This window comes from Streptomyces sp. NEAU-YJ-81, from assembly GCF_017592595.1.
In the GTDB taxonomy this organism is placed as follows: domain Bacteria; phylum Actinomycetota; class Actinomycetes; order Streptomycetales; family Streptomycetaceae; genus Streptomyces; species Streptomyces hygroscopicus_B.
This window is the reverse complement of sequence record NZ_JAGFNO010000011.1, coordinates 180,373-206,952: the sequence shown is the minus strand read 5'-3', so window position 1 is coordinate 206,952 and position 26,580 is coordinate 180,373. Positions and strand designations below refer to the sequence as shown.

20 protein-coding genes are annotated in these 26,580 nt (G+C 71.6%); 13 read left to right on the top strand and 7 right to left on the bottom strand.

The genetic code is table 11. The annotated features are described in order from the left end of the window. Window positions 1-13 precede the first annotated feature (13 nt). The 3 genes from J5X86_RS24395 (at window position 14) to J5X86_RS24385 (ending at window position 5,984) form a co-directional block, all read left to right on the top strand. Entirely contained in the window at window positions 14-4,546 is a 4,533-nt protein-coding gene (locus tag J5X86_RS24395; RefSeq protein WP_208518879.1) for a cation-transporting P-type ATPase, read from the top strand. A 92-nt stretch (window positions 4,547-4,638) separates the two neighbouring features. Further along, window positions 4,639-4,872, top strand: coding sequence for a DUF6296 family protein (locus tag J5X86_RS24390; protein ID WP_208518878.1), 234 nt, complete (start codon window positions 4,639-4,641; stop codon window positions 4,870-4,872). 110 nt (window positions 4,873-4,982) lie between these two features. Continuing rightward, window positions 4,983-5,984 (top strand): sigma-70 family RNA polymerase sigma factor, encoded by a 1,002-nt coding sequence (locus J5X86_RS24385; RefSeq protein WP_208518877.1) that lies wholly within the window; start codon window positions 4,983-4,985, stop codon window positions 5,982-5,984. On the opposite strand, the gene J5X86_RS24380 is transcribed toward J5X86_RS24385, so the two are convergent. From J5X86_RS24380 to J5X86_RS24365, 4 genes are all read right to left on the bottom strand, one after another. After that, complete coding sequence (locus J5X86_RS24380) at window positions 5,883-6,335, bottom strand: STAS domain-containing protein (RefSeq protein WP_208518876.1); 453 nt, start codon at window positions 6,333-6,335, stop codon at window positions 5,883-5,885. The two genes, J5X86_RS24385 and J5X86_RS24380, sit on opposite strands and share 102 nt — an antisense overlap. Window positions 6,336-6,508: 173 nt before the next feature. Beyond that, window positions 6,509-7,210, bottom strand: a complete 702-nt coding sequence (locus J5X86_RS24375) for a glycoside hydrolase family 75 protein (protein WP_208518875.1) — start codon at window positions 7,208-7,210, stop codon at window positions 6,509-6,511. Window positions 7,211-7,357: 147 nt separating this feature from the next. Then, window positions 7,358-8,197, bottom strand: a complete 840-nt coding sequence (locus tag J5X86_RS24370; protein WP_059144588.1) for a class II fructose-bisphosphate aldolase — start codon at window positions 8,195-8,197, stop codon at window positions 7,358-7,360. A gap of 95 nt (window positions 8,198-8,292) precedes the next feature. Beyond that, a complete protein-coding gene (locus J5X86_RS24365) occupies window positions 8,293-9,186 on the bottom strand; it encodes an SIS domain-containing protein (protein ID WP_208518874.1) in 894 nt (297 codons plus the stop codon). Between the two features lie 127 nt (window positions 9,187-9,313). On the opposite strand from J5X86_RS24365, the gene J5X86_RS24360 reads away from it, so the two are divergent. Then, window positions 9,314-10,099, top strand: a complete 786-nt coding sequence (locus J5X86_RS24360) for a DeoR/GlpR family DNA-binding transcription regulator (RefSeq protein ID WP_208518873.1) — start codon at window positions 9,314-9,316, stop codon at window positions 10,097-10,099. A 12-nt stretch (window positions 10,100-10,111) separates the two neighbouring features. Here the strand turns inward: J5X86_RS24360 and aroQ are convergent, their stop codons facing one another. Then, window positions 10,112-10,585, bottom strand: a complete 474-nt coding sequence (gene aroQ / locus J5X86_RS24355; RefSeq protein WP_208518872.1) for a type II 3-dehydroquinate dehydratase — start codon at window positions 10,583-10,585, stop codon at window positions 10,112-10,114. A 77-nt stretch (window positions 10,586-10,662) separates the two neighbouring features. Next, window positions 10,663-12,468, bottom strand: coding sequence for a coagulation factor 5/8 type domain-containing protein (locus tag J5X86_RS24350; protein ID WP_208518871.1), 1,806 nt, complete (start codon window positions 12,466-12,468; stop codon window positions 10,663-10,665). Between the two features lie 441 nt (window positions 12,469-12,909). Here J5X86_RS24350 and J5X86_RS24345 point away from each other — a divergent pair, with 441 nt between their 5' ends. The 3 genes from J5X86_RS24345 to J5X86_RS24335 all read left to right on the top strand — a co-directional run bounded on the left by J5X86_RS24345 (window position 12,910) and on the right by J5X86_RS24335 (window position 16,970). Next, on the top strand, window positions 12,910-14,001 hold the full coding sequence (locus J5X86_RS24345) for a DUF1996 domain-containing protein (protein WP_208518870.1): 1,092 nt from the start codon (window positions 12,910-12,912) through the stop codon (window positions 13,999-14,001). Window positions 14,002-14,085: 84 nt separating this feature from the next. After that, window positions 14,086-15,834: a discoidin domain-containing protein gene (locus tag J5X86_RS24340; RefSeq protein WP_208518869.1), complete on the top strand. Its 1,749-nt coding sequence runs from the start codon at window positions 14,086-14,088 to the stop codon at window positions 15,832-15,834. 83 nt (window positions 15,835-15,917) lie between these two features. After that, window positions 15,918-16,970 carry a LacI family DNA-binding transcriptional regulator gene (locus J5X86_RS24335; protein WP_208518868.1) on the top strand — a complete coding sequence of 351 codons (1,053 nt, stop codon included), beginning with the start codon at window positions 15,918-15,920 and terminating at the stop codon, window positions 16,968-16,970. Window positions 16,971-17,353: 383 nt separating this feature from the next. Here J5X86_RS24335 and J5X86_RS24330 read toward each other — a convergent pair whose 3' ends face one another. Next, the gene (locus J5X86_RS24330) at window positions 17,354-18,661 is read right to left on the bottom strand and encodes an ROK family protein (protein ID WP_208518867.1); all 1,308 of its coding nucleotides are present in this window, start codon (window positions 18,659-18,661) and stop codon (window positions 17,354-17,356) included. A 183-nt stretch (window positions 18,662-18,844) separates the two neighbouring features. On the opposite strand from J5X86_RS24330, the gene J5X86_RS24325 reads away from it, so the two are divergent. The 6 genes from J5X86_RS24325 (at window position 18,845) to J5X86_RS24300 (ending at window position 26,237) form a co-directional block, all read left to right on the top strand. Further along, window positions 18,845-20,164, top strand: a complete 1,320-nt coding sequence (locus J5X86_RS24325) for a sugar ABC transporter substrate-binding protein (RefSeq protein WP_208518866.1) — start codon at window positions 18,845-18,847, stop codon at window positions 20,162-20,164. A 13-nt stretch (window positions 20,165-20,177) separates the two neighbouring features. Beyond that, complete coding sequence (locus J5X86_RS24320; protein WP_119992965.1) at window positions 20,178-21,176, top strand: carbohydrate ABC transporter permease; 999 nt, start codon at window positions 20,178-20,180, stop codon at window positions 21,174-21,176. Continuing rightward, on the top strand, window positions 21,169-22,065 hold the full coding sequence (locus J5X86_RS24315) for a carbohydrate ABC transporter permease (protein ID WP_208518865.1): 897 nt from the start codon (window positions 21,169-21,171) through the stop codon (window positions 22,063-22,065). Before J5X86_RS24320 ends, J5X86_RS24315 begins: the two co-directional genes overlap by 8 nt. Window positions 22,066-22,094: 29 nt before the next feature. After that, complete coding sequence (locus J5X86_RS24310) at window positions 22,095-23,459, top strand: GH1 family beta-glucosidase (protein WP_208518864.1); 1,365 nt, start codon at window positions 22,095-22,097, stop codon at window positions 23,457-23,459. Window positions 23,460-23,906: 447 nt separating this feature from the next. Continuing rightward, on the top strand, window positions 23,907-25,805 hold the full coding sequence (locus J5X86_RS24305; RefSeq protein ID WP_208518863.1) for a discoidin domain-containing protein: 1,899 nt from the start codon (window positions 23,907-23,909) through the stop codon (window positions 25,803-25,805). Between the two features lie 81 nt (window positions 25,806-25,886). After that, complete coding sequence (locus J5X86_RS24300; RefSeq protein WP_208518862.1) at window positions 25,887-26,237, top strand: L-rhamnose mutarotase; 351 nt, start codon at window positions 25,887-25,889, stop codon at window positions 26,235-26,237. Window positions 26,238-26,580 lie beyond the last annotated feature (343 nt).

Sequence of the window (26,580 nt, the reverse complement as noted above, 5' to 3'; positions counted from 1 at the left end):
GGAGGTTCCCTCGATGTCACCGCTGTCACCGCTGCATCTGCCCCTGGCGACGCTGAAGCTGCTGCCCCTGCCACCTCTGCAGCTCCTCGCGCCCATCAAGGCCGGTGTGGCCGCGGGTGTGCGGGATGCCGCCGGAGCCGTCGGGCGCCTGGTCCAGCCCTCCCAGCGCGGGATCTGGTCCTACCCGGGGCGGTACTACATCGAGGTCCGCGGGGTGCATGGGATCGGGGGCGAGCAGGTGGCCCGCCGGGTGGAACGGGTCCTCGAGGAGCATCCGCGGGTGCAATGGGCACGGGTCAACGCGCCCTCCGAGCGGGTCGTGGTGGCCGTGCGCAAGCCGCCCCCGTCCGAGCAGGACCTGATCGCACGGATCGAGCGCGCGGAGGTCCAGGAGCCCGTCGCGCCCACCGAGGAGTTCGACGAGTGGGCCCCGGAGCCGCGCCATCCCTCCGGCGGCGCGAAGGAGGCCCAGTCGCTGGCCGTCGTGGCGGCGGACGTCGTGGGGCTGAGCGTGGCCACCGCCCTGCGTCTCACCCCGTGGCTCAAACTGCCGAACGAGGTGGCCGCGACCCTGTCCATCATCCAGCACCACCCCCGCCTGCGGCGGCTGGCCCTGGCCATCACCCGCGGGCAGCCCACCGAGGCGGCATTGCCGGTGCTGACCGCGCTGACCCAGGGCGTGGCCACCCGGGGCGGCGGCCTCGCGCTCGACCTCGTCCAGCGGGCGGCCCTGTGGCGGGAGGCGGAGGCGGAGGGCCGGGCCTGGGCGGCGATGGAGCCACAGCTCGTGCACGGCCCCCAGGACGTGGTGGCCGAGCCGATCGTGGTCGAGCGGCCCGGAAAGCCCCCCCAGGACACCGTGGAGCGCTTCGCGGAGCGCTCCATGGCCGCCGGGGCCGCGGCCGGCGTCCTCGCGGCCCCGTTCGCCGGTCCGCGTCGCGGATTCGCGGTCGCGTTCTCGTCCGTGCCCAAGGCGCCGGGGGCCGGCCGGGAGGGGTTCGCGACCAGCCTCGGCCAGTTTCTCGCCCTGCGCGGCGTCCTCGCCATGGACCGCAGCAGTCTGCGGCGGCTGGGCCAGGTCGACACCGTGGTGCTGGACGAGGCGGCGCTGCGCGGCGACCGCTACGAGCCCATCGACCTGGAACTCCTCGGCGGCGCCGACCCCGAGCCGACCGCCGAGCGGCTCTTCGGCCTCTTCGACCCCGATGAGCCCCTGGAGACCCGCCACGACAACGGATGGGTACTCGGCTCCCTGGACCGGCTGGAGCTGACGGGCCGCACCGGGCAGCAGACCGCGGCGCGGCTCCGCCGCAGGGGCAGCGAGCGGGTGCTCGGCCTGGCCCGGGGAAGCACGCTCCAGGCGGTGGTGGGCCTCGCCCCGCAGACCGTGCCGGGCGCCGAGGCCGTGGCGGCCGCCGCCCGCCGGGCAGGATCCCGCATCGTCCTGGCCACCGACCGGCCCCATCCCACGGGCTTCACCTTCGCCGACGCGGTGGTGCCCTCCGGCCGCCGCCTCGTGGCCTCCGTACGGTCCCTGCAGGCCGACGGCGCCGTGGTGCTGCTGCTCTCCGGCAACCGCCGGGCCCTGGGAGCGGCCGACTGCGGCGTCGGCGTGCACCGCGACGGCGAGCCCCCGGCCTGGGGCGCCCATCTGCTCGTCGGCGCCGACCTGGAGTCGGCCGGGCTCATCGTGGACGCCGTGGGCGTGGCCGCGCGGGTCGACCGGGAGAGCGCCCTGCTGTCCGCGGGCGGCAGCGCCGTCGGCGCGGTGGCCGCCCTCCAGGCAGCCCCGAACCAGGCCACCGCCCGCGCCGCCGCGGCGGGTACCACCGCGGGGACCCTGGCCTTCGCCCTGGGCCACTGGCGGGCGCGCCAGCTCCTCGCCCGCCCCATGGACCCGCCGGTGACCACCACCCCCTGGCATCTGATGCCCGTCCCCCGGGTGCTGGAGCGCCTGGAGGCCGACCACGACGGCCTCACGCCGGAGGAGGCGACCGCCCGCACCGCGCTGGGGCCGCGCCGCGGCGAGCCCACCCGCACCACCCTGCCCGCCGCGTTCATCGAGGAGCTGGCCAACCCCCTGACCCCGGTCCTCGCCGCCGGGGCCGCCCTGGCCGCCGCCGTGGGCTCGCGCACCGACGCCGCGCTGGTGGCCGCCATCACCGGCATCTCCGCCCTGGTCGGCGGATTCCAGCGGGTCAGAACCGAGCGGGCGCTGTCCGAGCTGTTCGCCCGATCGGCGATCGGCGCCCGGGTCCGCCGGGGCGGTACGGAACGCCTCGTGACCGCCGGGGACCTCGTCCCCGGCGACATCGTCATGCTGGGCCCCGAGGACGTGGTGCCCGCCGACTGCCGGCTGCTGGAGGGCGAGGGGCTCGAGGTCGACGAGTCCTCGCTGACCGGCGAATCGCTGCCCGTGAGCAAGGATCCGGCGCCGGTCGTCGGCGCGCACATCACCCAGCGCCGGTCGATGCTCTACGAGGGCACCACCGTCTCCGCGGGGCGCGCCGTGGCCGTCGTCGTGGCCACCGGACCGGCGACTGAGGTCGGCCGGAGCCTGGCCACCGCCCGCCAGGCAGCCCCCGTCACCGGTGTCGAGGCGCGGCTGACCTCGCTCACCCGGTCCAGCGTGCCCATCGCGCTCGGGTCCGCCGCCGCGGTCGCCGGCGCCGGACTGCTGCACGGCCTCCCGCTCACCGAGAACCTCGCCTCCGCCGTCAACCTCGCCGTCGCGTCCGTCCCCGAAGGGCTCCCGTTCCTGGTCAACGCGGCCCAGCTGGCCGCCGCCCGCCGGCTGGCCGACCTCGGCGCCCTGGTCCGCAACCCCCGCACCATCGAGGCGCTCGGCCGCGCCGACGTGCTGTGCTTCGACAAGACCGGAACCCTCACCGAGGGCAACCTCCAGCTCGCGGCCGTCAGCGACAGCGGCGGCCCGCTCCCAGCCGACCGGCTCGACGCGCGCCGTAAGGCAGTGCTCGCCGCCGCCCTGCGCGCGACCCCGCCGGCCCGCCAGTCCGAGCCCATGGCGCACCAGACCGACCGCGCGGTGAGCGTCGGGGCGCGCCGGGCCGGGGTCGGGGTGCGGCGCGGAGCGCCCCGCTGGCGCCGTACCGACGCGCTGCCCTTCGAACCCTCCCGCGCCTACCACGCCACCACCGGGCGCACCGTGCACGGTCCGCTGCTCAGCGTGAAGGGCGCGCCCGAGGGCGTCCTGGACCGGGTCGCACGGCGGCGCACCCCGGGCACCGGCCAGGCCACCGAACTGGACGCGGAGGGGATCAGGAAGCTGGGCGAGACCGCTGAGGAGCTGGCCGGCGCCGGACGCCGGGTGCTGGCGGTGGCCGAGCGGCGGATGCGGGAGGGCGAGGAGCTGTCCGACGAGGCCGTACGGGACCTGGACTTCCTCGGCTTCATCGCCATCGCCGACCCCGTGCGCACCAGTGCCGCCCCCGCCCTCGCGCGGCTGCGCGAGTCGGGTGTGCAGACCATGATGCTCACCGGCGACCACCCCGCCACCGCGGACGCCATCGCGGCCCCCATCATGGATCTCCCCGAGCCGAAGGTGTGCACCGGTCCGGAGCTGGACGAGATGGACGACGCGGAGCTGGACGAGCTGCTGCCGACGGTGGACGTGATCGCCCGGTGCAGCCCGCACCACAAGGTCCGCATCGTCCAGGCGTATCAGCGCCTCGGCCGGGTGGTGGCGATGACCGGGGACGGCGCCAACGACGCCCCCGCGATCCGGCTCGCGGACGTCGGGATCGCCCTGGGGCGGCGCGGCACCCCCGCCGCGACCGCCGCGGCGGACCTGGTCGTCACCGACGACCGCCTGGAGACGATCGTCTCGGCCCTGATGGAGGGGCGCGCCATGTGGGCCTCGGTCCGGGCGGCCCTCGCCATCCTCATCGGCGGCAATTTCGGCGAGGTCACCTTCAGCGTGGCCGCCTCCGCCCTGACCGGCACCACACCCCTGAGCGCCCGTCAGATCATGCTGGTCAACCTGCTGACCGACCTCGCGCCCGCGCTCGCCATCGCGGTGCGCGAGCCGACCGGGCACACTGGCGAACGGCTGCTCAAGGAGGGCCCGAGCCGCTCCCTGGGCGCGGCGCTGACCAAGGAGATGCTGCTGCGGGGCGTCATCACGGCCGCCGGGGCCGGACTGGCGTGGACCGGCGCCCGGGTCACCGGCAGAAGCCGCCGGGCCGGTACGGTGGCGCTCGCCGCCCTGGTCGGCACCCAGCTCGCGCAGACCCTGACCACGGGCGGCCTTGACCGGCACGTCCTGGTCGCGGGCCTCGGCTCCGCCGCGGTGCTCGCCGCCATCATCCAGACCCCGGGCGTCAGCCAGTTCTTCGACTGCACCCCGCTCGGCCCGGTCGCCTGGGCCATCACCCTGGGGTCCATCACCGCGGCCACCCTCTTCGGCCCCATCCTGGCGCCGCTGCTGCGCCTCGAGAGCACGCCCCTCGAAGCGGATCAGGCGGAGGGCTCGGCGGAGGGTGCGGACGCCGCCGACGGGGCGGGGGTCGCCGCCGCATCGCGGTGACCACCGAACCTCTTGCGCCACCCGGCCCGAGCGATAGTGTTGAATGTCCCGGTTTGAGATGACGGGGGCGGGTCGGTGCTGAGGAGGGCGTGATGCGGAGCCCAGAGAGGTATGAGCTGATCTTCGCGGATGCGGCCGTCCCGGGGGCCGAGGACGTCGTGGTGGTGCACCGTACGGACAGCAGCGGTCCGGGCGGGCACCCCGTGTACGCGGACGACACCGGCATCGTGCGGGCGGAGATCAGCGACCGTGCGGAGGTGCGGATGATCGCCAGCGGCGGCCAACAGGTGTACGCCGCCGCGGTCAGTGCCCGCCCGGTGGCCTGAATCACCCGTCCGGTGCCCGATGCGTCTGTCGTCTCCGCAGGTCGGCGCCATTGTCAGTGGTGCCCGCTACGTTTGCCCCATGGGAGTCCGAAGAGCGATGAGGTGCGGCGATGAGTGATGTGGCGGCGGTGGACGGCGCGACCGGTGTCGAGCTCCAGCTGGAGCCGTACCGCACGCAGCTGACCGGTTACTGCTATCGGATGCTGGGCTCGGCCTTCGAGGCCGAGGACGCCGTCCAGGAGACGATGGTGCGCGCCTGGCGGGGCCTGGACCGCTTCGAGGGCCGCTCCGCGCTGCGGTCCTGGCTCTACCGCATCGCCACCAATGTCTGCCTGGACATGCTCAACGGGAGCAAGCGCCGGGCCCGGCCCATGGATCTGACCTCCGCGGCCACCCCGTTCCCGGCCGCGCTCGCCGAGCAGCCGGAGGCCACCTGGATCGGGCCGGTCCCGGACGGCCAGGTGCTGCCGGACGGGGGAGACCCCGCCGAGGTGGCGGCCCAGCGGGACGCGGTGCGGCTCGCGTTCATCGCCGCGCTGCAGCATCTGGCGCCCCGCCAGCGGGCGGTGCTGATCCTGCGCGAGGTGCTGGCGTGGAAGGCGAGCGAAGTCGCCGAGCTGCTGGGCACCACCGTCGCGTCCGTCAACAGCGCGTTGCAGCGCGCCCGGGCCACCCTCGCCGCGAGCGAGATCAGCGACTCCGACCCGGTCAAGCCGCTGGACGAGGAGCAGCGCGCCCTGCTGGCCCGCTATGTGGACGCCTTCGAGCGCTATGACCTGGACTCCCTCACCGCCCTGCTGCACGAGGACGCCACGCTCTCCATGCCGCCGTACGAGCTGTGGCTGCGCGGCCACGAGGACATCCGCCAGTGGCTGCTGGGCCACGGCATCGGCTGCCGCGGCTCCCGTCTGGTCCCGACCGTGGCCAACGGCCTGCCCGCCTTCGGCCAGTACCGTCCGAGCGGCCCCGACGGCCGTCATGAGGCCTGGGCGCTTCAGGTCCTCGAGATATCAGGGGGCCGGATCACCGGGCTCAACTCCTTCCTGGACACCGAGCGCCTCTTCCCGCTGTTCGGCCTCCCCGCCCAGCTCGAGCCCCAGGGCGTGGCCTGACGCCAGGGCGTGCCCTGACGCCGCGGGGGTCGTCAGGGCCTCGTCCAGCCCCGTCCAGGCGAGCAGCCGCCGCAGTTCGCCGCAGGCGTTGCGGAGCTGGATCCCGCGCCCCAGTCGGCCGGCGGTCAGCCGCAGCCGGGCCAGGGCCTCGACCACGGCCAGGTCCGGCCGGCCCACCCCGCCCACGTCCACGGTGACCGGTCCAGGACCGGCCCGGCGCGCCAGCGCGGACAGCCGTTCGCACAGCCGCTCCACCTCGGCGCGGGTGACCGGCCGCCCCAGGAGCAGCACGGCCGGGGGCGGCGGGGCCGGGGGCGGCGTGGGCGGCTTCTCGGGCTCGGGACGGGCCAACGTCCACCTCCTGTCGTGGTGTTCACCGGTGAAGACCGCCCGGCTGAGGAAAAGTCATCGGCCGCGTCCCTCCGGCCGCGCCCCGCGATGCCGCCGCCTCGCGGACGCACAACTGTGGTGCACGGCCGTCAGGGGCCGTGCACCACAGTCCGTTCGCCGCCGGGGCGGCGGGGTCAGTTGTTCTGGATGAACTGCTTCGCCAGACCGTCGCCGACCGACACGGCCTTGTCGTGGTTCTCGATGGGGGAGACGGAGGAGTTCTTGAAGACGATGTACGTCACCCCCGATTCGGCGCCGCCGGTCTCCGGGTCGGGGTCGATGCCGAGCGCGTTGGCCGTGGCGTAGGACGCCTCACCGATGATGTTCGTCGGCCCGGTGTCGCCCACCACCGCGTACTGCACCTTGTTGTTGTAGATGACCGCGACCACACCGCCGCCCTTGATGCCGGACTTGGTGTAGTCCCAGGTGGAACTCGGGCTCGGCACCACGACATACGGCAGCTTGTCGGCGATGAGGGGCTTGCCGTCCGACTGGTGGAAGGCGGTGTCGTCCTGGAACCACGGGTCGGTGTCCTCGTTGCACCGGGAGGTCACCTGGCCATCGCAGTCGATGTCCATGTCGGCCTTCCAGAAGACCGCCCCATTGGCACCGCAGACCGGGATGTTGGCCGATGTCTCGTCGTCGGTGCGGTACTTGCCACTGGATATCTGTGAACAGCCCTGCACCTTGGCGAGGAGCTGCGCCGCGGTGACCGTGCCCTCCTTGGTGGACGCGGGGGCCGGCGCGGGGCCCCGGGTGGTGGCATGGGCGCCGGCGGTGACGGAGCCGGCCAGCAGTCCGGCCGCGGCGAGTACGAAAGCGAAACGCTTGCGCATAGGACACCCCTTTGTTAGGAACCTTTCCTAACCTCGTCGGGCATCCTGGCGAGTTGATAAGCTCATGTCAATACACCCGCCCGGGGAAAGCCGATGCGTGATACCGCGTGAATCGGCGGCGTTCGGAACATCTTCCGGCAGGCGCCCTCAGTGCGTGGCCCGCACCAGCTTCAGCAGCCGGGTCACCTCGCGCGCCACCGCGTCACGCGCGGCCGCGACATAGCGGCGGGGGTCGACCACCTCGGGGTGGCCCGCTAGATGGTCGCGGATCGCCCGGGTGAAGGCCACGTTCAGATGGGTGGCGATGTTCACCTTCGTCAGCCCCGCCTCCACGGCCCGGGTCAGATCCGCCTCGGGCACCCCGGAGGAGCCGTGCAGCACCAGCGGTACGGGCACGGCCGCGCGCAGCGCCGCGACCAGCGGCAGATCCACCACCGCGGCCTTGACGACCATGGCGTGCGAGGTGCCCACCGCGACCGCGAGCGCGTCCACACCCGTCGCCGCCACATAGGCGGCGGCCTCGGCCGGATCGGTCCTTGCGCCCGGTGCGTGGACGCCGTCCTTGCCACCCACCTCGCCCAACTCGGCCTCCACCCACACCCCGTGGGCATGGCAGTCGGCCGCCACCTCGGCGGTCGCCGCCACATTGCCGTCGTACTCCAGGGCCGAGGCGTCGAACATCACCGAGCCGAAGCCGAGGTCCACCGCCTCCCGCACCAGCTCCGGCCCGGTGGCGTGGTCCAGATGTACGGCCACCGGCACCCGCGCCGCGCGGGCCACCTCCACGGTCGCCCGGCCGATGGCGGCCAGGGCGCCGTGATACCGCACCGCGTTCTCGCTGATCTGCAGGATCACCGGCGCGCCCGCCGCCTCCGCCCCGGCCACGATCGCCTGGGCATGCTCGATCTGGATGACATTGAACGCACCCGCGCCGAGCCCGGCGCGTGCGGCCGTCCCGACGATCTCCCCGGTGGCCACCAGCGGCATCTACCGGCTCCTTCCGCCCGTTTCCATGTTCTGGCCGTTCCCGTGTTTGTTCGGTTTCTGTCTTCGTTCGGTTCGCGTGTAGCGTCCGCCCCGGCTCAGCCGAGGATCACCGAGCGGGTGAGATGGCGCGGCTCGTCGGGGTCGAGCCCGCGCGTCGCCGCGATCGCGACCGCGAGCCGCTGCACCACCACCAGTTCGGCCAGCGGGTCGCGGCCGAAGCCGGCGACCCGGCCGCCGGTGCGGGTGATCTCCTGGTCCGCCACATCCGACGCCCCCTCGCCCAGCCACCACACCACGCTCCGCGGGCCGGTCACGCTGATCGGGCCGTGCCGGTACTCCTTGGCCGGATATGCCTCGGTCCACGCTCCCGCCGCCTCGCGCATCTTGAGCGCGGCTTCCTGGGCGACCCCGTAGGTCCAGCCCCGCCCGAGGAAGGTGAACTGCCCGGCGTCCACGAGCGCTCCGGGCAGCGGCTCGGCGAGCGCCGCCTCGCCGTCCGCCTCCAGGTGCTCCAGCGGTGCGCCCAAGTGGGCGCGGAGCAGGGCGAGTTCGCTGGTGGCCCAGCGGGTCTGCACCACGGACCGCTCATCGGCGAAATCGAGCACGACCGCGGCGTCCGCGGCGCGCACGACCGGGGAGTCGGGGACCGCCGTGATGACGGTGGTGGGCACCCGGCCGCGCACCGCGCCGAGCAGCTCCAGTACCTCGGTCGTGGTACCGGACCGGGACAGTGCCACCACCCGGTCGTAGGCGCGGCCGGCCGGCATCTCCGACGCCGCGAAGGCGTCCGTCTCGCCCTGGCCGACCGCCTCGCGCAGCGCCGCGTACGACTGGGCGATGAACCACGAGGTGCCGCAGCCGACGACGGCGACCCGCTCACCCGGCCGGGGCAGCGCCGCCCGTACGGGCCCCTCCGGATCCCGGGCCAGGGCGATGGCGCGCCGCCAGCAGTCGGGCTGGCTCGCGATCTCGGCCTCGGTGTGGCTCATGGGACTCCCCTCGTCGCACGGATGACCCGAGCACTTCTCATGCGCGGAGTTGTTTCGTACGAGCAGATAATGCGCAGGATCACGCACGAAAGTCCAGAGCCGATGTGTGCGAGGTAGGGTGATCGACGTGAAACGGCCCGAGCGCTGGAACGCCCTGCTGGATCTGCTGACCAGGGACGGCAGGATCGATGTGGAGGAGGCGGCCGCCGAACTGGCGGTGTCCGCCGCGACCATCCGCCGCGACCTGGATGAGCTCGCTCAGCAGCAGATGCTGACCCGTACCCGGGGCGGCGCGATCGCGCAGAACCTCTCGTACGACCTTCCGCTGCGCTACAAGACCGCCCGGCGCGCCTCGGAGAAGCAGCGGATCGCCGCGGCCGCGGCCCGGATGGCCGAACCGGGCTCGATCGTGGGTCTCAACGGCGGGACGACCACCACCGAGGTCGCCCGCGCCATCTCCCTGCGCGGCGATCTGTCCGCCCCGGGCGGCGGCCCGGCCGTCACGGTCGTCACCAACGCCCTGAACATCGCCAGCGAGCTGGCGGTGCGCCCCCAAGTCAAGATCGTGCTCACCGGCGGGGTGGCCCGTCCGCAGTCCTTCGAGCTGATGGGGCCGCTGGCCACCGGAGTGCTGGGCCAGGTGTCGCTGGATCTGGCGATCCTCGGCGTGGACGCGCTGGACACGGTCCAGGGCGCGACCGCCCACCATGAGGGGGAGGCCAGCATCAACCACCTCATGGCCGGCCGGGCGGCCCGGGTGGTGGTCGTGGCCGACAGCTCCAAGCTGGGCCGCCGGGCGTTCGCCCGGATCTGCGCACTGGAGGAGATCGATGTGCTGATCACGGACACCGGCGCCGATGCGGAGCTGGTCGCTCCGTACACCGAGGCCGGTGTCCAGGTGATCAGGGCCTGACGCGCCGGACGTCTACGCCTTGGCGGCGGCCAGCAGGCCGGCCACCCGCTCGACGGCGAACGCGTAGCCCTGGACACCGCATCCGGCGATCACCCCGTTGGCCAGCGCGGAGACATAGGAGTGGTGCCGGAACGTCTCCCGCTGGTGGATGTTGGAGATGTGCACCTCCACGATCGGCAGACCGTCGCAGGTCGCCAGGGCGTCGCGCAGCGCGACGGAGGTGTGGGAGTAGCCCGCGGGGTTGATGATGACCGCCGCGTGGTGCTCACGCGCCTCATGGACCCAGTCGATGAGCTGCCCCTCGTGGTTGCTCTGCCGGCAGTCGGTCATCAGACCGTGCGGCGCGGCTGTCACGGCGACCAGCTTCTCGATGTCGGCCAGGGTGTCCGTCCCGTAGATCTCGGGTTGCCGACGGCCCAGGAGATTCAGATTCGGCCCGTTCAGGACCATGATCGTGGAACGGTCGCGCACGGGGGTGGTCGCCATGGCGTGGTGGTCCTTCCTGGGCGGTCGGTACATCGAGGGCGGTTCACCGGGGACACCCGCCCGCGACGCATCGTAGATCAGGGATATGACACCACGGTCGACGGCACGGTGGTGGTGCCCGACGTGGGGGATCCGATGTCATTGATGACGCGTTCGTACTGGCCCTGGCCGCCGAGCGAGACGACCAGCAGATTGTGGAACTTCACCCCCGACGCGTTCGGGGCGGCGAAGCCGTGGTGCTGCACGATGCTCGGGTCGACGTTGTAGTAGCAGTAGCTGCCGAGCCCCCATCCCTCGTGCGTGGTCACCGAATCGGCCACCTTGTAGGCCGCGTAGCCCTTGATGGAGCCGTTCTGGATGGCCGCCTGGTTCGGGGCGTCGTACGCCTTCTCGTTCTGGAAGAAGATGGTGCGGCCCCGCTGCCCGTACCACTGCACGTCGTACTTGTTGAAGTGCTCCACGAACAGCCCCGTGGCGAGGACGTCGTCGCCGTTGACCCGGACTCCGTAGTCGGCGCGGTTGGTCTCCCAGCCGACCCCGTCACCGTGGTCGGCGCGCCAGACCCAGGTGTGGTCGACGATGGTGTGACGGCTGTTGATCACCATGCTGGTGGTGGCCTTGCCGGGGCCCGCGCCGCCGATGCGGATGAACACGTCCTGGACGGTGGTGGGGTTGGCGGAGTGGTCGGCCGAGGCTCCCTGCGGGCCGACTTCCAGCAAGGTGGTCGAGTTGACCGATCCGGCGTCGATGAGGAAACCGGCCAGCCGCACCCCGTCCACATCGGCGACCTTGACCGCGGTGGCGCCGTTGTCGGGGATGAGCGTGGCGTAGCCGAGCCCGAGGACGACGGTGTTCGCCCGGTTCACCTGGATCGGCTGGTCGAGGTGGTAGATCCCCGGGGTGAGCAGTAGCTGGAGCCCCTGGGTGAGCGCCTCGTTGAGGGTGGCCGCGGTGACGCCGGGCTTGGCCACGTAGAACTGCGACAGCGGCAGCGAGGTGCCTCGGGGGGTGCCGTTGCCCCAGGTGACCCCGCGGGCGTTGGTCCGCTTCTCGGGCAGGAAGACCCGGTACTCGCTGCCGTCGAGGTACAGGAAGGGCTTCTCCCGGGAGACGGGGGTGGTGTCGAGCGTGGTGTACGGCGGGTTGGGGAAGCTCTGCCCGGGGGCGCCCTCCACACCGGAGAACACCATGTTCCACACGCCGTTGAGCCAGCTGCCGATCGCGCTGTCGCGGGTGTACCACTGCTGCTGGGAGTATGGTCCGACCTGGCCGTCGATGCGGCTGTCCGCGATGTAGCCGCCGCTCGCCCAGCCGTAGCCGTCGGGGGAGAGGTTGAGCCCGCCGCGGACGTGCATCCGCCGGAAGGGCGCCGCCTGCGCCACCGCCCAGCGGTTGGTGCCGTTGACGGGGACGACCGCGAGGTTCTCCGCCGAACGCCAGAAGTTCTGGGTGGCATTGCCGTTGAACCACCCGGCGTCCACCGTGATGTCGCCGTTGATGGTCGTGTCGTCGGGGGACAGCCCCAGCCCGGCGATGGAGGTGTAGAAGCCGATCTGGGCGTTGAGCCCGCTGTAGGAGCCGGGCTTGAACAGCAGGGCGTAGCGCCCGGTGCCGAACTGCGCCGACTCCTGCTTCTTGAACACCTCGTCCAGCTTGGCCTGGATGCCGGGCGTGGACGGGTCGAAGACGATGACGTTCGGGCCGAGGTCGCCGCCGCCCGGCAGGGCCCGCGGGCTCTTTCTCCGGCCCGCGGGGGCGGCGGACGCGGGAGTGGCCAGGCCGGCGAGGGCGGGGGCCGATGCGACGGCGGCCGCGGCCCCGAGCACCGCCCGGCGGCCGACCGGGGAGCGGCCGGAGGAAGAAGGCGTGGGGGAAGGCGTCATGGGGGCGTCTCTCCTGGTTCAGTAAATGAACGGGATGGGGGTGAGGGAGCGCTCTCTTGCCGTCGCATGCTTCAGCCATGTGAACGACTCGTCAAGAGTTGTGACCGCAGTCTGTGCGTGTTGTTGCCTTTTGAACATCAACTGGCCTGGAAATTCAGCTAGTTCGGGCGCACTTGGGGCGGATTCGCGGCCGCTCGTGTCTATGGATGTTGTGTTCAAGAGGTAAGCGGAGTCGGCGTCTGATCCTTTCCGCTCGACGCCTTGACACCTTTGCCTCCCCGCCCGGACACTCCGGTCTTGGAGAGCGCTCTCCCACTGTTGTCGCGGGCCCATGACGGCCCGTCATGCGGGCGGCCCGGCCCGCACCCACGGCGCCGCGAGTCCTCGCCGTGTACGGCCGCCCGGCCACCTTCACCCTCTCTCCACGTGGCAGGAGTCTCCATGGCACGGAGATCGAAGATCGTTTCAGGAACCCTGATCGCAGGCGCGTTACTGCTGACCTCGCTCGGGCTCGGTGGTATCGCGATGAGCGCCGAAGCGCCCCCGGCGAAGCCCGCGAGCGGCGGTGTCACGGCCGCCCACGCGGGGCATGTCATGGCGGCGCCGTCGTCCTCCTCGCCCGAGGACCCGGACGGCGACGGTTACATTCCCGCGAACCCGCCGGTCACCGGCGTCACCCCGTCCACGCAGGAGCCGCCGCACCGCTATTTCCACGAGTTCCAGGCCAACTGCTCGGTGAGCCACACCAAGGCGGACGACCCCATCGTGTACCCGCAGCAGCCGGGCGCGTCCCATGACCACACCTTCATGGGCAACACCACGACCGACGCGGCCAGCACCACGGCCTCCCTGGACGCCGGCCGCACCACCTGCAAGGCGCCGGGGGACAAGTCGGGCTACTGGATGCCCACGCTGTTCAACGACGACCGGCCGGTGCTGCCCATCGGCCCGCAGACCATCTACTACAAGGCGGGCGTGACCGACTACACCAGTGTGCGGCCGTTCCCCAAGGGGCTGCGCTTCGTGGTGGGCGACCCGATGCAGACCGCCGAGGAGTTCCGCCGTCACCCCGGCTTCGTGGAGGGGTGGGAGTGCGGCGACAGCTTCTTCAACGTCGAGTTCCCCAAGGACTGCCCGAGCCGGCCCGATGTCCAGCTCAACATCCGTTTCCAGGCGCCCAGTTGCTGGGACGGCAGGTATCTGGACACGCCCGACCACCGCAGCCATATGGCCTACCCCGTGGTCAACCCCGGGACGAACAACAACGTGTGCCCGGCCGACCACCCGGTGGCGCTGCCGATGGTCGAGTTCAAGATGGCCTTCCCGGTCAACGGTGACCTCTCGCGGGCGAGGCTGGCCAGCGGCCCGAGCTGGTCGTTCCACTACGACTTCTTCAACGCCTGGGACGCGCCCACGCTGAAGGCGCTCGTCGACCACTGCGTCGTCGGGGCGCTGCAGTGCGACGCCCGCGGCTACGACCAGACCCACCCCGAGGCCGGAGCGGCCCTCGACGAGAACTACGAGCTGCCGTGAACCACGGCCCGGCCACCGGTGCGCACACCACCGCGGCCGGGCCGTTCGCACGCCACTTCCCCCGACACACCGAAAGACACCACCATGACCCGGACCCGTACCGCCCCACGCCGTATCGCGGCGCCCCTCACCGCCGGTCTGCTGGCCGCCGGCGCCCTAGCGCTGCCCGGCCAGCAGGCACACGCCGCCGGAAGCGTCGTCAAGGTCACCGGCACCCAGGGCGACTGGCGGCTGACCGTGGACGGCCAGCCCTATCAGATCAAGGGCCTGACCTGGGGCCCCGCCATCGCGGACGCCGACCGCTATCTGCCCGATCTGCGGTCGATGGGCGTCAACACCCTCCGCACCTGGGGCACCGACGCCACCAGCAAACCCCTCTTCGACGCCGCGGCCGCTCACGGCGTCAAGGTGATCGCCGGTTTCTGGCTGCAGCCCGGTGGCGGCCCGGGCAGCGGTGGCTGTGTGAACTACCGGACGGACACCGCCTACAAGGACCAGATGCTCGCCGAGTTCCCCAAGTGGGTCGCCACGTACAAGGACCACCCGGGCGTGCTGATGTGGAACGTCGGCAACGAGTCGGTGCTCGGCCTGCAGAACTGCTACAGCGGCGATGAGCTGGAGCGGCAGCGCGACGCCTACACCACGTTCGTCAACGACATCGCCAAGAAGATCCATGGTGTCGACCCCGACCACCCGGTCACCTCCACCGACGCGTGGACCGGCGCCTGGCCGTACTACCAGCGGAACGCCCCCGACCTGGACCTGTACGCCGTCAACTCCTACAACGCCGTCTGCGACATCAAGGCCACCTGGGAGCAGGGCGGTTACACCAAGCCGTACATCGTCACCGAGACCGGCCCGCCGGGGGAGTGGGAGGTCCCCGACGACGCCAACGGCGTGCCGGAGGAGCCCACCGACCAGGCCAAGGCCGCGGGCTACACCAAGGCGTGGAACTGCGTCACCGGCCACCAGGGCGTCGCGCTCGGCGCCACGATGTTCCACTACGGCACCGAGGACGACTTCGGCGGCGTCTGGTTCAATCTGCTGCCCGCCGGCCAGAAGCGGCTGTCGTACTACGCGGTGAAGAAGGCGTACGGCGCGGACACCTCGCACGACAACACCCCGCCGGTCATCTCCTCACTGGCCGTGGACGGCGACCCCGCCAAGGTGGAGGCGGGCCGCGACCTGACGCTCACGGCCAAGGCCACCGACCCCGACGGCGACGCCCTCTCCTACCAGGTGCTGGGCAGCAGCATGTACCTCGACCAGGACAAGAAGCTCACCCCGCTGCCCGCCACCGACCTCGGCGGCGGCCGGCTGAGGGTCACCGCGCCGGACCGCCCCGGCGTGTGGAAGGTCTACGTCAAGGCCACCGACGGCAAGGGCAACGTGGGCATCGAGACCCGTTCCGTACGGGTCGTCCCGCCCGCCGTGAACGGCACCAATGTGGCACTCGGCAAGCCGGCCACCGCCTCCTCGTACCAGACGGGCAGTGGCGACTGCCCTTGCCCCGCCGCCAACGCCGTGGACGGCAAGGCGGACACCCGTTGGGCGGCCGACTGGAGCGATCCGCAGTGGCTCCAGGTGGACCTCGGCGCGTCCACCCCCCTCACTCACGTCCAGCTGGTCTGGGAGGCCGCCTACGCCAAGGCGTACACCCTCCAGACCTCCGACGACGGCCAGAGTTGGCGCACCATCCGTGAGGTGACCGACGGCAACGGCGGTGTCGACGATTTCGACGTCTCCGGCACCGGCCGCTATGTCCGCGTCCACGGCACGGCCCGCGGCACCGGATACGGCTACTCACTCTACGAGTTCGGTGTCTACCGCTGATCCATGACCGGTCATGATGTGCCCCTGGTGGTGGCGGGAGAGCGCTCTATGCCCTCGGGGCGCGCTGCCACTAGGGTGCGGGCATGAACCGACACGCCCCGACCTTGGAGGATGTCGCCCGGGAGGCCGGTGTCTCCCGGGCGACGGTGTCCCGGGTCGTCAATGGCGTCCGCAACGTGGATCCGGCCATCCAGGACCTGGTCCGCGTCGCGATCGAGAGGACCGGCTACGCGCCCAATCGGGCGGCCAGATCGCTGGTGACCCGGCGCACGGGCACCGTGGCGCTCGTCGTCTCCGGGGCCGGGGACGGCACCGGGGACACCTCGGAGGAGGAGCAGAACGCCTTCGCCGCGCGGGTGTTCGCCGATCCGTTCTTCGGCCGGGTGGTCGGCGGGGTGGTGGGATTCCTGCGGCCGCGCTCGACGCACCCGGTGCTGATGTTCGCCGAGTCCCCCGAGGCCAGGCAGGAGGTGCTGAGGTATCTGCGGCAGGGAAACGCGGACGGGGCGCTCGTGGTGTCCACCCACCCCGACGATCCGCTGCCCGCGCTGCTGGCCGAGGCCGGACTGCCCGCCGTGCTGTTCGCCCGTCCTGTGCGGCCGGTCGCGCTGAGCCATGTCGACCTGGCGCACTGGGACGGTGGCCGCCTCGCGGCCGAGCGTCTGCTGGCCCGGGGGTGCCGGAAGGTGGCCACCGTGTCGGGGCCGTGGGCCGTGGCGGCGAGCCAGGAGCGGCTCGCCGGGTTCCGCGACACCATGGCCCGCGGCGGCCGTCCGTATGTGCCTATGGCCGAGGGGGGCTTCACACTGGACAGCGGGGTGGCGGCGATGACGGAGCTGCTGGCCGAACACCCCGACGTGGAGGGCGTGTTCGCCGCCAACGACCTGATGGCCCAGGGGGTCTGCCAGGTGCTGCGGGAGCGTGGCCGGCGGGTGCCCGACGATGTCGCGGTCGTCGGCTTCGACGACTCCAGCGTGGCCGCCACCTGCCGGCCGCCGCTGACCTCGGTGCGCCAGCCGGTGGAGGACATGGCGGCGGCGATGGCCCGGCTGCTCGACGAGCACGTCCGGGGCCTGCGCACCGAGCCGGCCTCGGTCCTCTTCGAACCGGAGCTGGTGCTACGGGAGTCGGCGTAGCCTTCGCGCCCGGACGGTGCGTGTGGCCCCTGCGCGGGAGGTGCCGGTAGCCGTGCGCGGGAGGTGTGTGTGGCCCTCGGGCCCGGACGTGTGTGGCCCCTGCGGGGGAGGTGCCCGTGGCCGTGCGCGGTAGGTGTGTGGCCCTCGGGCCCGGACGTGTGTGTGGCCCCTGCGCCGGACGTGCCGGTAGCCGTGCGCGGGACGTGCGTGGGGCCCCTGCGCCCGGACGTGCGTGTGGCCCCTGCGCAGGACGTGCCCGTAGCCCTGCGCGGGACGTGCGCGTAACCCCCGCGTCCGACGTGCCCGCAGCCCTGCGCGGGACGTGCGTGGAGTCCCCGCGCCCGGACGTGCCCGTAGCCCTACGCCAGCCGCGCCCGTACCCCCTACGCCAGCCGTGTGCCCAGGGTGGCGCGCCATGCGGGGGACGGCTCCGGTGCGGGAGTGGGCGGCAGACGGCGCCCGCCGCGGGCGAAGAACGCGGCGAGCGGCAGGATCGCGGCGCCCACCGTGACCGCGTCCGGCCCCAGCGCGCCCAGGTCGATGCCGACCCGCCCGGAGGGGTACGGCAGCGCGTAGGACACCGCGTGGCCGCGCACCGAGTCCAGGAAACGCGCGCCGAGCTGGAGCCCGGCCCAGCCGCCGACGAGGATGCGCTCGGGCTGGAAGAGGTTGATCAGGTCGGACAGCCCGGCGCCCAGGTACTCCGCGGTCTCGGCGAGGACGGCGGCCGCCACCGGGTCCGGGGCGTCGCCGTCCGCGGGGTAGGCGGCGGCCAGCATCGCCGTCAGGGCGGTCTCCTCGTCGGTGTCGGGCGGCGGCTGCCCGCCCGCCTCCTGCCAGCGTTCCAGCAGCGCCTCCGCGCCCGCGTACGCCTCCAGACAGCCCAGTGCCCCGCAGCGGCACCGGCGGCCCCGCACCCGCACGGTGAGATGGCCCCACTCCACCGCCCGGCCGTGCTCGACGTCGTCGGTGACGACGCAGGCGCCGACGCCCGACCCGAAGAGCACGACCACCGCGTTGCGCGCACCGCGCCCGGCGCCGAACCACATCTCGGCCTGCCCCAGCGTCTTGGCGCCGTTCTCGATGAAGTACGGGACCTCGTCGGGGAGATGGCCCGATCCGCGCAACATCCGTTCCAGCGGCACCGCCTCCCAGCCGATCGGCTGGCCGTGCACCACCGCACCGTCCTCCTCGGAGTGTTCGACGATGCCGGGGACGCCGATGCCGACGCCGAGGATCCGCGCGGGGTCGCGCCCGGCAGCCTCCAGGACCTCGGCGATGCCGTCGCGGATGTGGCCCGCGATCAGTTCGCTGTCGTAGCGCACCCGGCGCCCGGCCCCGCGGGTGGGCAACGGCCGGTCGGCGCGCGCCCGTTCGGCCAGCGAGAGGTCGAACAGCTCGACGCGGACCCGGGTCTCGCCGACATCCACCCCGATCATGTGGCCGCTGTGTGGCGTGATCCGCAGCAGGGTGCGGGGACGGCCGCCGTCGGAGTCGATGCTTCCGGCCTCCTCCACCAGCTCCTCGGTGAGCAGTTCGGCGACCACATTGCTGATGGAACCTGAACTCAGCCCGGTCGCGGGGGCCAGCGAGAAGCGGCTCATCGGCCCGTCGAAATACAACCGACGCAGCACGGCGGCGCGGTTCTCCCGCCGCAGGTCACGAACGTTACGCCCGTTGTGCGCTGCCACCTGGCCTCCTCAAGTCCCGGCTCCGCGCCGCAAGATACCTCCGCCGGATCTCTTGACGCGACCTTCTCTTGAGGTTTAACTCACGTCCTAAATTAAGCCGTGAGCGGCTTCGGGAGTTGAACGCGGTTGGCGTGCCCGGGCCCTTCTTGGCATTCACCCCTCCCGGAAGGGACACCTGGAGCCATGCGCAGGATCCGAGCCGCGGCCATAGGCGCCGTCACCTTGTCACTCGCCCTTGCCGCCTCGGCGTGCGGAGGTGGTTCCTCGACGGACGGCGGCGGTTCCAACGACTCGCCGAAGACGCTCACGTACTGGGCCTCCAACCAGGGCGCCAGCATCACGGTGGACAAGAAGGTCCTGAAGCCCGAACTCGACAAGTTCGAGAAGCAGACCGGGATCAGAGTGAAGCTGGAGGTCATTCCCTGGTCCGAGCTGCTGAACCGGATCCTCACCGCGACCACCTCCGGCCAGGGCCCCGACGTCCTGAACATCGGCAACACCTGGAGCGCCTCGCTGCAGGCGTCCGGGGCGCTGCTGCCGTGGGACACCAAGAACTTCGGCAGCATCGGCGGCAAGGACCGCTTCGTGGCCTCCGCGCTCGGCTCGACCGGTGCGCGGGGCGAGGACCCGGCCGCGGTGCCGCTGTACTCGATGGCGTACGCGCTCTACTACAACAAGAAGATGTTCGCCGACGCGGGCATCTCCAAGCCGCCCGCCACCTGGGACGAACTGGTCGCCGACGGCAAGAAGCTCTCCAAGGGCGGCAAATGGGGCCTCGGCGCCGAGGGCGCGAACCTCTCGGAGAACATCCACCAGGTCTTCGTCTTCGCCAAGCAGCACGGCGCGGACTTCTTCACCGCCGACGGCAAGCCTGACTTCACCTCCGACGGCGCGGTCACCGCCATCAAGCAGTACGTCGACCTGATGGCCAAGGACAAGATCATCGCCCCGGGCAACGCCGAGTACGCGCAGAACCAGTCCCTCAGCGACTTCGCCAAGGGAAAGACGGCGATGGTCCTGTGGCAGACCGCCTCCGCCACCCTCACCTCGCTGGGCATGAAGGACGACGAGTGGGGCGTGGCCCCGGCGCCCGTCCGCTCCGGCACCCCCGGCTCCGGCACCTCCGTCAACTCGATGGTCGCCGGCATCAACCTGGCCGTCTTCAAGAACACCGACAACCACGACGGCGCCCTGAAGTTCGTGAAGTTCATGACCAGCGACGCCGAGCAGAAGATCCTCAACAAGGCGTACGGCTCCATTCCGCCGGTCAAGGCCGCCCAGTCCGACCCCGCCTTCAACACCAAGGCGACGGCCGCCCTGCGGGACACCCTCGCCAAGAGCGCCGCGGCGCTGCCGCAGGTGGCCGACGAGTCGCAGTTCGAGACTGGCGTCGGCACGGCCGTCAAGGAGCTGCTCGCCGACGCCGCCGGCGGACGCCCGGTGACCACCGAGTCGGTGAAGGCCAAGCTGGAGAAGGCCCAGCAGCAGATGCCGGCGAAGTGAGTGCGGACACCTCATGACCACCACGACCGCGACCGCTGAGAAAGACCGGCGGACGGTGTCGGGGAGCACCCCCGGGGCGGCGCGAGGCCCGCGCCGCCCCGGGCGGATCCGCCGCATCGGACTGCCGTACCTGCTGCTCCTGCCCGCCCTCGTCCTCGAGCTCCTGGTCCATCTGGTGCCGATGGTGATCGGCATCCTGATGAGCTTCAAGGCGCTCACCCGGTTCTCCATCCGGGACTGGGGCGCCGCGCCCTGGTCCGGATTGGACAACTACAAGATCTCGGTGGACATCAACGCCCCGGCCGGGGAGGCGCTGCTCCACTCGTTCTGGGTCACCTGCGGCTTCACCGTGCTGTCGGTCGGGCTGTGCTGGCTGCTGGGCACCGCCGCCGCCATCTTCCTGCAGGACACCTTCCGCGGACGGGGGCTGCTGCGCACCCTGTTCCTGGTCCCGTACGCGCTGCCCGTCTACACGGCTGTCATCACCTGGGCGTTCATGTTCCAGCACGACAACGGGCTGGTGAACCACGTCCTCCACGACCAGCTGGGCCTCACCGACAAGCCCTCGTTCTGGCTGATCGGCGACAACAGCTTCATCGCGCTGCTGACCGTGTCGGTGTGGAAGGGCTGGCCGTTCGCGTTCCTCGTCGTCATGGCCGGTCTGCAGAACATCCCCAAGGAGCTCTACGAGGCGGCGGCACTCGACGGCGCCGGGATGTGGCAGCAGATCCGCCGCATCACCCTGCCCTCGCTGCGCCCGGTCAACCAGGTGCTGGTGCTGGTGCTGTTCCTGTGGACGTTCAACGACTTCAACACCCCGTACGTGCTGTTCGGCAAGGCGGCGCCGGAGGCCGCGGACCTCATCTCCATCCACGTCTACCAGACGACATTCGCCACCTGGAACTTCGGCACCGGCTCCGCCATGTCCGTGCTGCTGCTGCTCTTCCTGCTCGTGGTGACGGGCCTGTACCTCCTGCTGACCTCCCGACGAAGGAAGACGGCCGATGTCTAGCACCGCTCCGGCGCCGCCCCGCTCACCGGTGGCCGCTCCCCGCTCACCGATGGCCGCCCCCCGGTCCTTCCTGTGGGCCCGCCGGATCTTCCTCACCCTGCTCACCGGCTTCGTCCTGCTGCCGGTGTACGTCATGGTCTCCAGCTCCCTGAAGCCACTGCAGGACGTCTCCGGGACGTTCCGCTGGCTGCCGAGCGGACTGACCATCCGCCCCTACATCGACATCTGGTCGACGGTCCCGCTCGCGGACTACTTCGTGAACTCGGTCATCGTGGCGGGCGCCGCGACCGTCTGCTCGGTGGTGATCGCCGTCTTCGCCGCGTACGCGGTCAGCCGCTACCGCTTCCGGGGCAAGCGGGTGTTCACGGTCACCGTGCTGTCCACCCAGATGTTCCCCGGGATCCTCTTCCTGCTGCCGCTGTTCCTCATCTACGTCAACATCGGCAACGCCACCGGCATCGCCCTCTTCGGCTCCCGCGGCGGCCTCATCCTCACCTATCTCACCTTCTCGCTGCCGTTCTCGATCTGGATGCTCATCGGGTACTTCGACTCGGTGCCGCGCGATCTGGACGAGGCGGCGCTGGTGGACGGCTGCGGACCGCTCGGCGCGCTGTTCCGGGTCGTCGTCCCGGCCGCGATCCCCGGCATCGTCGCCGTCGCCGTCTACGCGTTCATGACCGCCTGGGGCGAGGTGCTCTTCGCGTCCGTGATGACCAACGACACCACCCGCACCCTCGCCGTCGGCCTCCAGGGGTACGCCACCCAGACCGAGGTGTACTGGAACCAGGTCATGGCCGCCTCGCTCGTCGTCAGTGTCCCCGTGGTCGCGGGCTTCCTGCTCCTCCAGCGCTACCTCGTCGCCGGACTCACCGCCGGAGCCGTGAAGTGACCGGCCTTCCCACCTCTGAAAGGACGTACGTGTCCGAACTCCTGGACCTCACAGCCTTCCCGCACGACTTCCTGTGGGGCACGGCCACCTCGGCCTACCAGATCGAGGGAGCCGTTGCCGAGGACGGACGGTCGCCCTCGATCTGGGACACCTTCTCGCACACCCCCGGCAGAGTCGCGGGCGACGACCACGGCGACGTGGCCTGCGACCACTACCACCGCTGGCGCGCGGACATCGGGCTGATGAAGCGGCTGGGCACCAACGCCTACCGGCTCTCCATCGCGTGGCCACGGGTGGTGCCGGGCGGCGACGGGCCGGTCAACGCCAAGGGCCTGGCCTTCTACGACGAGCTGATCGACGGTCTGCTGGAGGCGGGCATCACCCCGTCCGTCACCCTGTACCACTGGGACCTGCCGCAGGTGCTCCAGGACCGGGGCGGCTGGCCCGTGCGCGACACCGCGGAACACTTCGCCGCGTACGCCTCGGTGGTGGCCGACCGCCTCGGCGACCGGGTGCACCATTGGACCACCCTCAACGAGCCGCTGTGCTCGGCCTGGATCGGCCACCTCGAGGGCGTGATGGCGCCCGGGCTCACGGATCTGACCGTGGCGGTCCGCGCCTCGTACCATCTGCTGCTCGGCCACGGCCTCGCCGCCCAGGCGATCCGGGCCGCCGCACCGGGCGCCGAGATCGGCATCGTCAACAACCTCAACACCGTCGAGGCCGCGAGCGACCGGCCGGAGGACCTGGCGGCCGCCCGGCGCATGGACGGCCACACCAACCGCTGGTGGCTGGACCCGGTCCACGGCCGCGGCTTCCCCGCCGACATGCGCGAGGTGTACGGCGTCGAACTGCCGGAGCGCCCCGGCGACCTGGAGACCATCGCCGCACCCCTGGACTGGCTGGGCCTGAACTACTACTTCCCGGCCACCGTCACCGACGACCCCACCGGCCCGGCCCCCCACGCCCGCGCCGTCCGCCGCCCGGACGTACCCCGTACGGGCATGGACTGGGAGATCGACGCCACCGGTATCGAAACCCTCCTGCTGCGTCTGACCGGCGAATACGGCGCCCGCAAGCTGTACGTCACCGAGAACGGCTGCGCCTACCCCGACGTCGTACGCCCGGACGGGACCATCGACGACCCCGAGCGCCAGGACTACCTCGTCCAGCACCTCGCGGCCTGCGCCTCGGCGGCCCGCAAGGGCGCCCCGCTGGCCGGCTACTTCGCATGGTCGCTGCTCGACAACTTCGAGTGGGCCTACGGATACGACAAGCGCTTCGGCCTCGTCCACGTCGACTACCGCACGCAGACCCGCACCATCAAGGGCTCCGGCCACCGCTACGCGGAGATCATCCGCGACCACCGGGGCCGAGCCCGCCGCGCGGCGTAGGGGGTGCCGGACGGATAGTTCCGCCTGCGGCGGGCTGCTCCCCTCCCCGCCCCTTCCCGAAACTGGGGCTCTGCCCCAGACCCCGGTCCGGGGCTTCGCCTCCGACCCCGAACCGGGGCTCCGCCCCTGGCAACGCAATCCAGCCCCTCCGGCGTTTGAGGAGCGGGGTCCAGGGGCGGAGCCCCTGCCACGCGGCGGAGCCGCATATCGATGCCGTGGGAAGGGGCGGGGAGGGGAAAGCACCGATATGCGGCTCCGCCGCGTGGCCCGCCGGACGCCCCCAGGGCCCGTACAGACGGCACTACGCGCACCACAGCACGCAGGCACGACGGAAAGCACATCGGCACTACGGCACATCGGCACACGGCACACGGCACGAAGGCACTTCAGCACCACCGCACTTCGGCACCACACGTGTACCCCCACGACCTCCTCGAGGAGAGCCGCATGCCATCCCGTACCCACCGCCACCGCACCCTGCTGAGCGCCCTCGCCACCCTGGCCACGGTCGCGCTGCTGTCCACGGGCCCGGCCCTCGCCACGCCCGCGTCCCACTCCAGCAAGGCCGCCGCCGAGGCGACGTGGGACACCGACCGCGCGGCGGCCGCGTACGCCGCCAATCACAACGCCGTCACCGCCTCCGGCAGCGAGAACGACGGCACCGCGCCGGGCCTGGCCTTCGACGGCAACGGGTCGACCCGCTGGGCCAGCCCGTTCAGCGACGACGCGTGGATACGTGTCGACCTCGGCGCCACCATCCGGATCGACCGGGTCGTCCTGGACTGGGAGGCCGCCTACGGCAAGAAGTACGTCCTGGAGGTGTCGAAGAACGGGACCGACTGGACCCCCTTCTACACCGAGAACGCCGGCACCGGAGGATCCCTCACCGCCCACACCTATCCGCAGGACGTCACCGGCCGCTACGTACGGATGCGTGGCATCGAGCGTGGCACGCCCTACGGCTATTCGCTGTTCTCGTTCAAGGTCTACGGCGGAGAGCCCGTCCCGGCCTCCACGACCCGCACCAACCTCGCCCTGAACCACCCCGCCTACTCCAACTACTACCAGCACGCGGGCAATTCACCCGCCTTCCTCACCGACGGCGGCTGGCCCGCCAACCTCAAGGACGACCAGACCCGCTGGTCCAGCGACTGGAACGCCGACCGCTGGGTCTCGGTGGACCTCGGCGCCACCTCCACGATCGACACCGTCGACCTCTACTGGGAGGCGGCCTACGCCGTCGACTACCAGGTGCAAGTGTCCGACGACAACCGCACCTGGCGCACGGTGTACCAGCCCTCCGCCGCCGAGGTGGCCACCCGTCGCGCGGACGTCAAGTCGCCCGCCGACGCGGTGGGCCGCCGTGACACCGTGAAGTTGTCGCAGCCCGCCACCGGCCGCTATGTGCGGATGCTCGGCAAGGAGCGCCGCTCCTTCTACAACCCGGCCCCGGCCACGGCCCAGTTCGGCTACTCCCTCTACGAGTTCCAGGTCTGGGGCACCGGCGGGAGCGCCTCCGCCGCCTACCCCGCCCTCCCCGGTGAACAGTCCGGTGCGTACCGGACGACGTTCCTCGATGACTTCACCGGTGCCACCCTCGACCGCTCCAAGTGGCGTGTGGTGCGGACCGGCCAGGAGATGGGGTCGGTCAACGGCGAGTCGCAGGCGTATGTCGACTCCTCCGACACCATCCGCACCGAGAACGGCAATCTCGTCCTCAGGGCGAAGTACTGCAAGGGCTGCACTCAGGCGGGCGGCGGCACCTACGACTTCACCTCCGGACGCATCGACACTCACACCAAAATGGACTTCACCTACGGGCGGGTCAGCGCCCGGATGAAGCTGCCGGTCGGCGATGGGTTCTGGCCCGCGTTCTGGCTGCTGGGCAGCGATGTGGATGATCCGTCGGTGTCCTGGCCGTCCTCCGGCGAGACCGACATCATGGAGAACATCGGCTACGCGGACTGGACCAGCACCGCCCTGCACGGCCCCGGCTATTCGGCGGACGGCAATATCGGCGCCCGCCAGATCTACGAGGGCGGCGGCCGCGCCGACCAGTGGCACACCTACGCGGTGGAGTGGACACCCACCGTGATGCGCTTCTTCGTCGACGACCGGGTGGTCCAGGAGACGACCCGCAACAAGCTCGAATCCACCCGTGGCCAATGGGTCTTCGGCCACAACCAGTACGTCATCCTCAACCTCGCCCTGGGCGGGGCGTATCCGGCGGGGTGGAACAAGGTCACCACCCCCTACTGGGGCCTGCCGCAGTCCAGCGTCGACCGGATCGCGGGGGGCGGAGTGCAGGCGGAGGTGGACTGGGTGCGCGTCGAACAGAAGGGCTGAGCGCTGCATTATGGGACGTTGACGGGCGGCCACCGTGGCCGCCCGTCAACGGAAGCGGCAGCGGAAGAAGGAGGAGCGTCCATGCGGGTGGCGTTGCACTCGGTTCTCAAGGAGGGCCAGGAGTCCGGTTATGAGCAGGCGCACGCCACGGTCCCGGAGGACCTGCTGGAGGCACTGCGACGGGCCGGGATCACCAACTGGCGGATCTGGCGCAGTGGCCGCCATCTCTTCCACCTCGTGGACTGCGAGGACTTCGCGGCCGCCATGGCGGCGCTGGACAAGGATCCGGCCAACCAGCGGTGGCAGGAGTTCATCGGCGCCTATGTCGACCACTTCGAGGACACCGGCGGTTCCCCCGCCGAGTCGGAGCGGATGACGCTCGGCGAGGTGTGGGAGCTGAGCGCCCAGGCGGAGGCGGCCGAGGGCCGCTAATAGGAGGTGTCCGGCGGATCGTGACGCCTGCGGTGGGCTGTTCCCCTCCCCGCCCCTTCCCGCGGCATCGATATGCGGCTCCGTCGGCAGCATCGATACGCGGCTCCGCCGCGTGGTCCGCCGGACACTCCGTAGGCGGGAACGACCGGCCGAACCGGCGGAGCCTACCCATCCGGATCGTTCGGCGCAGCTATTCATCAGACCTTGAGTACGGGTGAGAACGGGGCGAACGCGTCCGCGTACGACGTGGTGGCCCCGCGCGGGGGCGTGGCGGAACGCGACAAGCGCTCCGTACGCGCCTGCCGCGCATCCCCGACTGGAGGTCAGTGAGTTGAGCCACCGA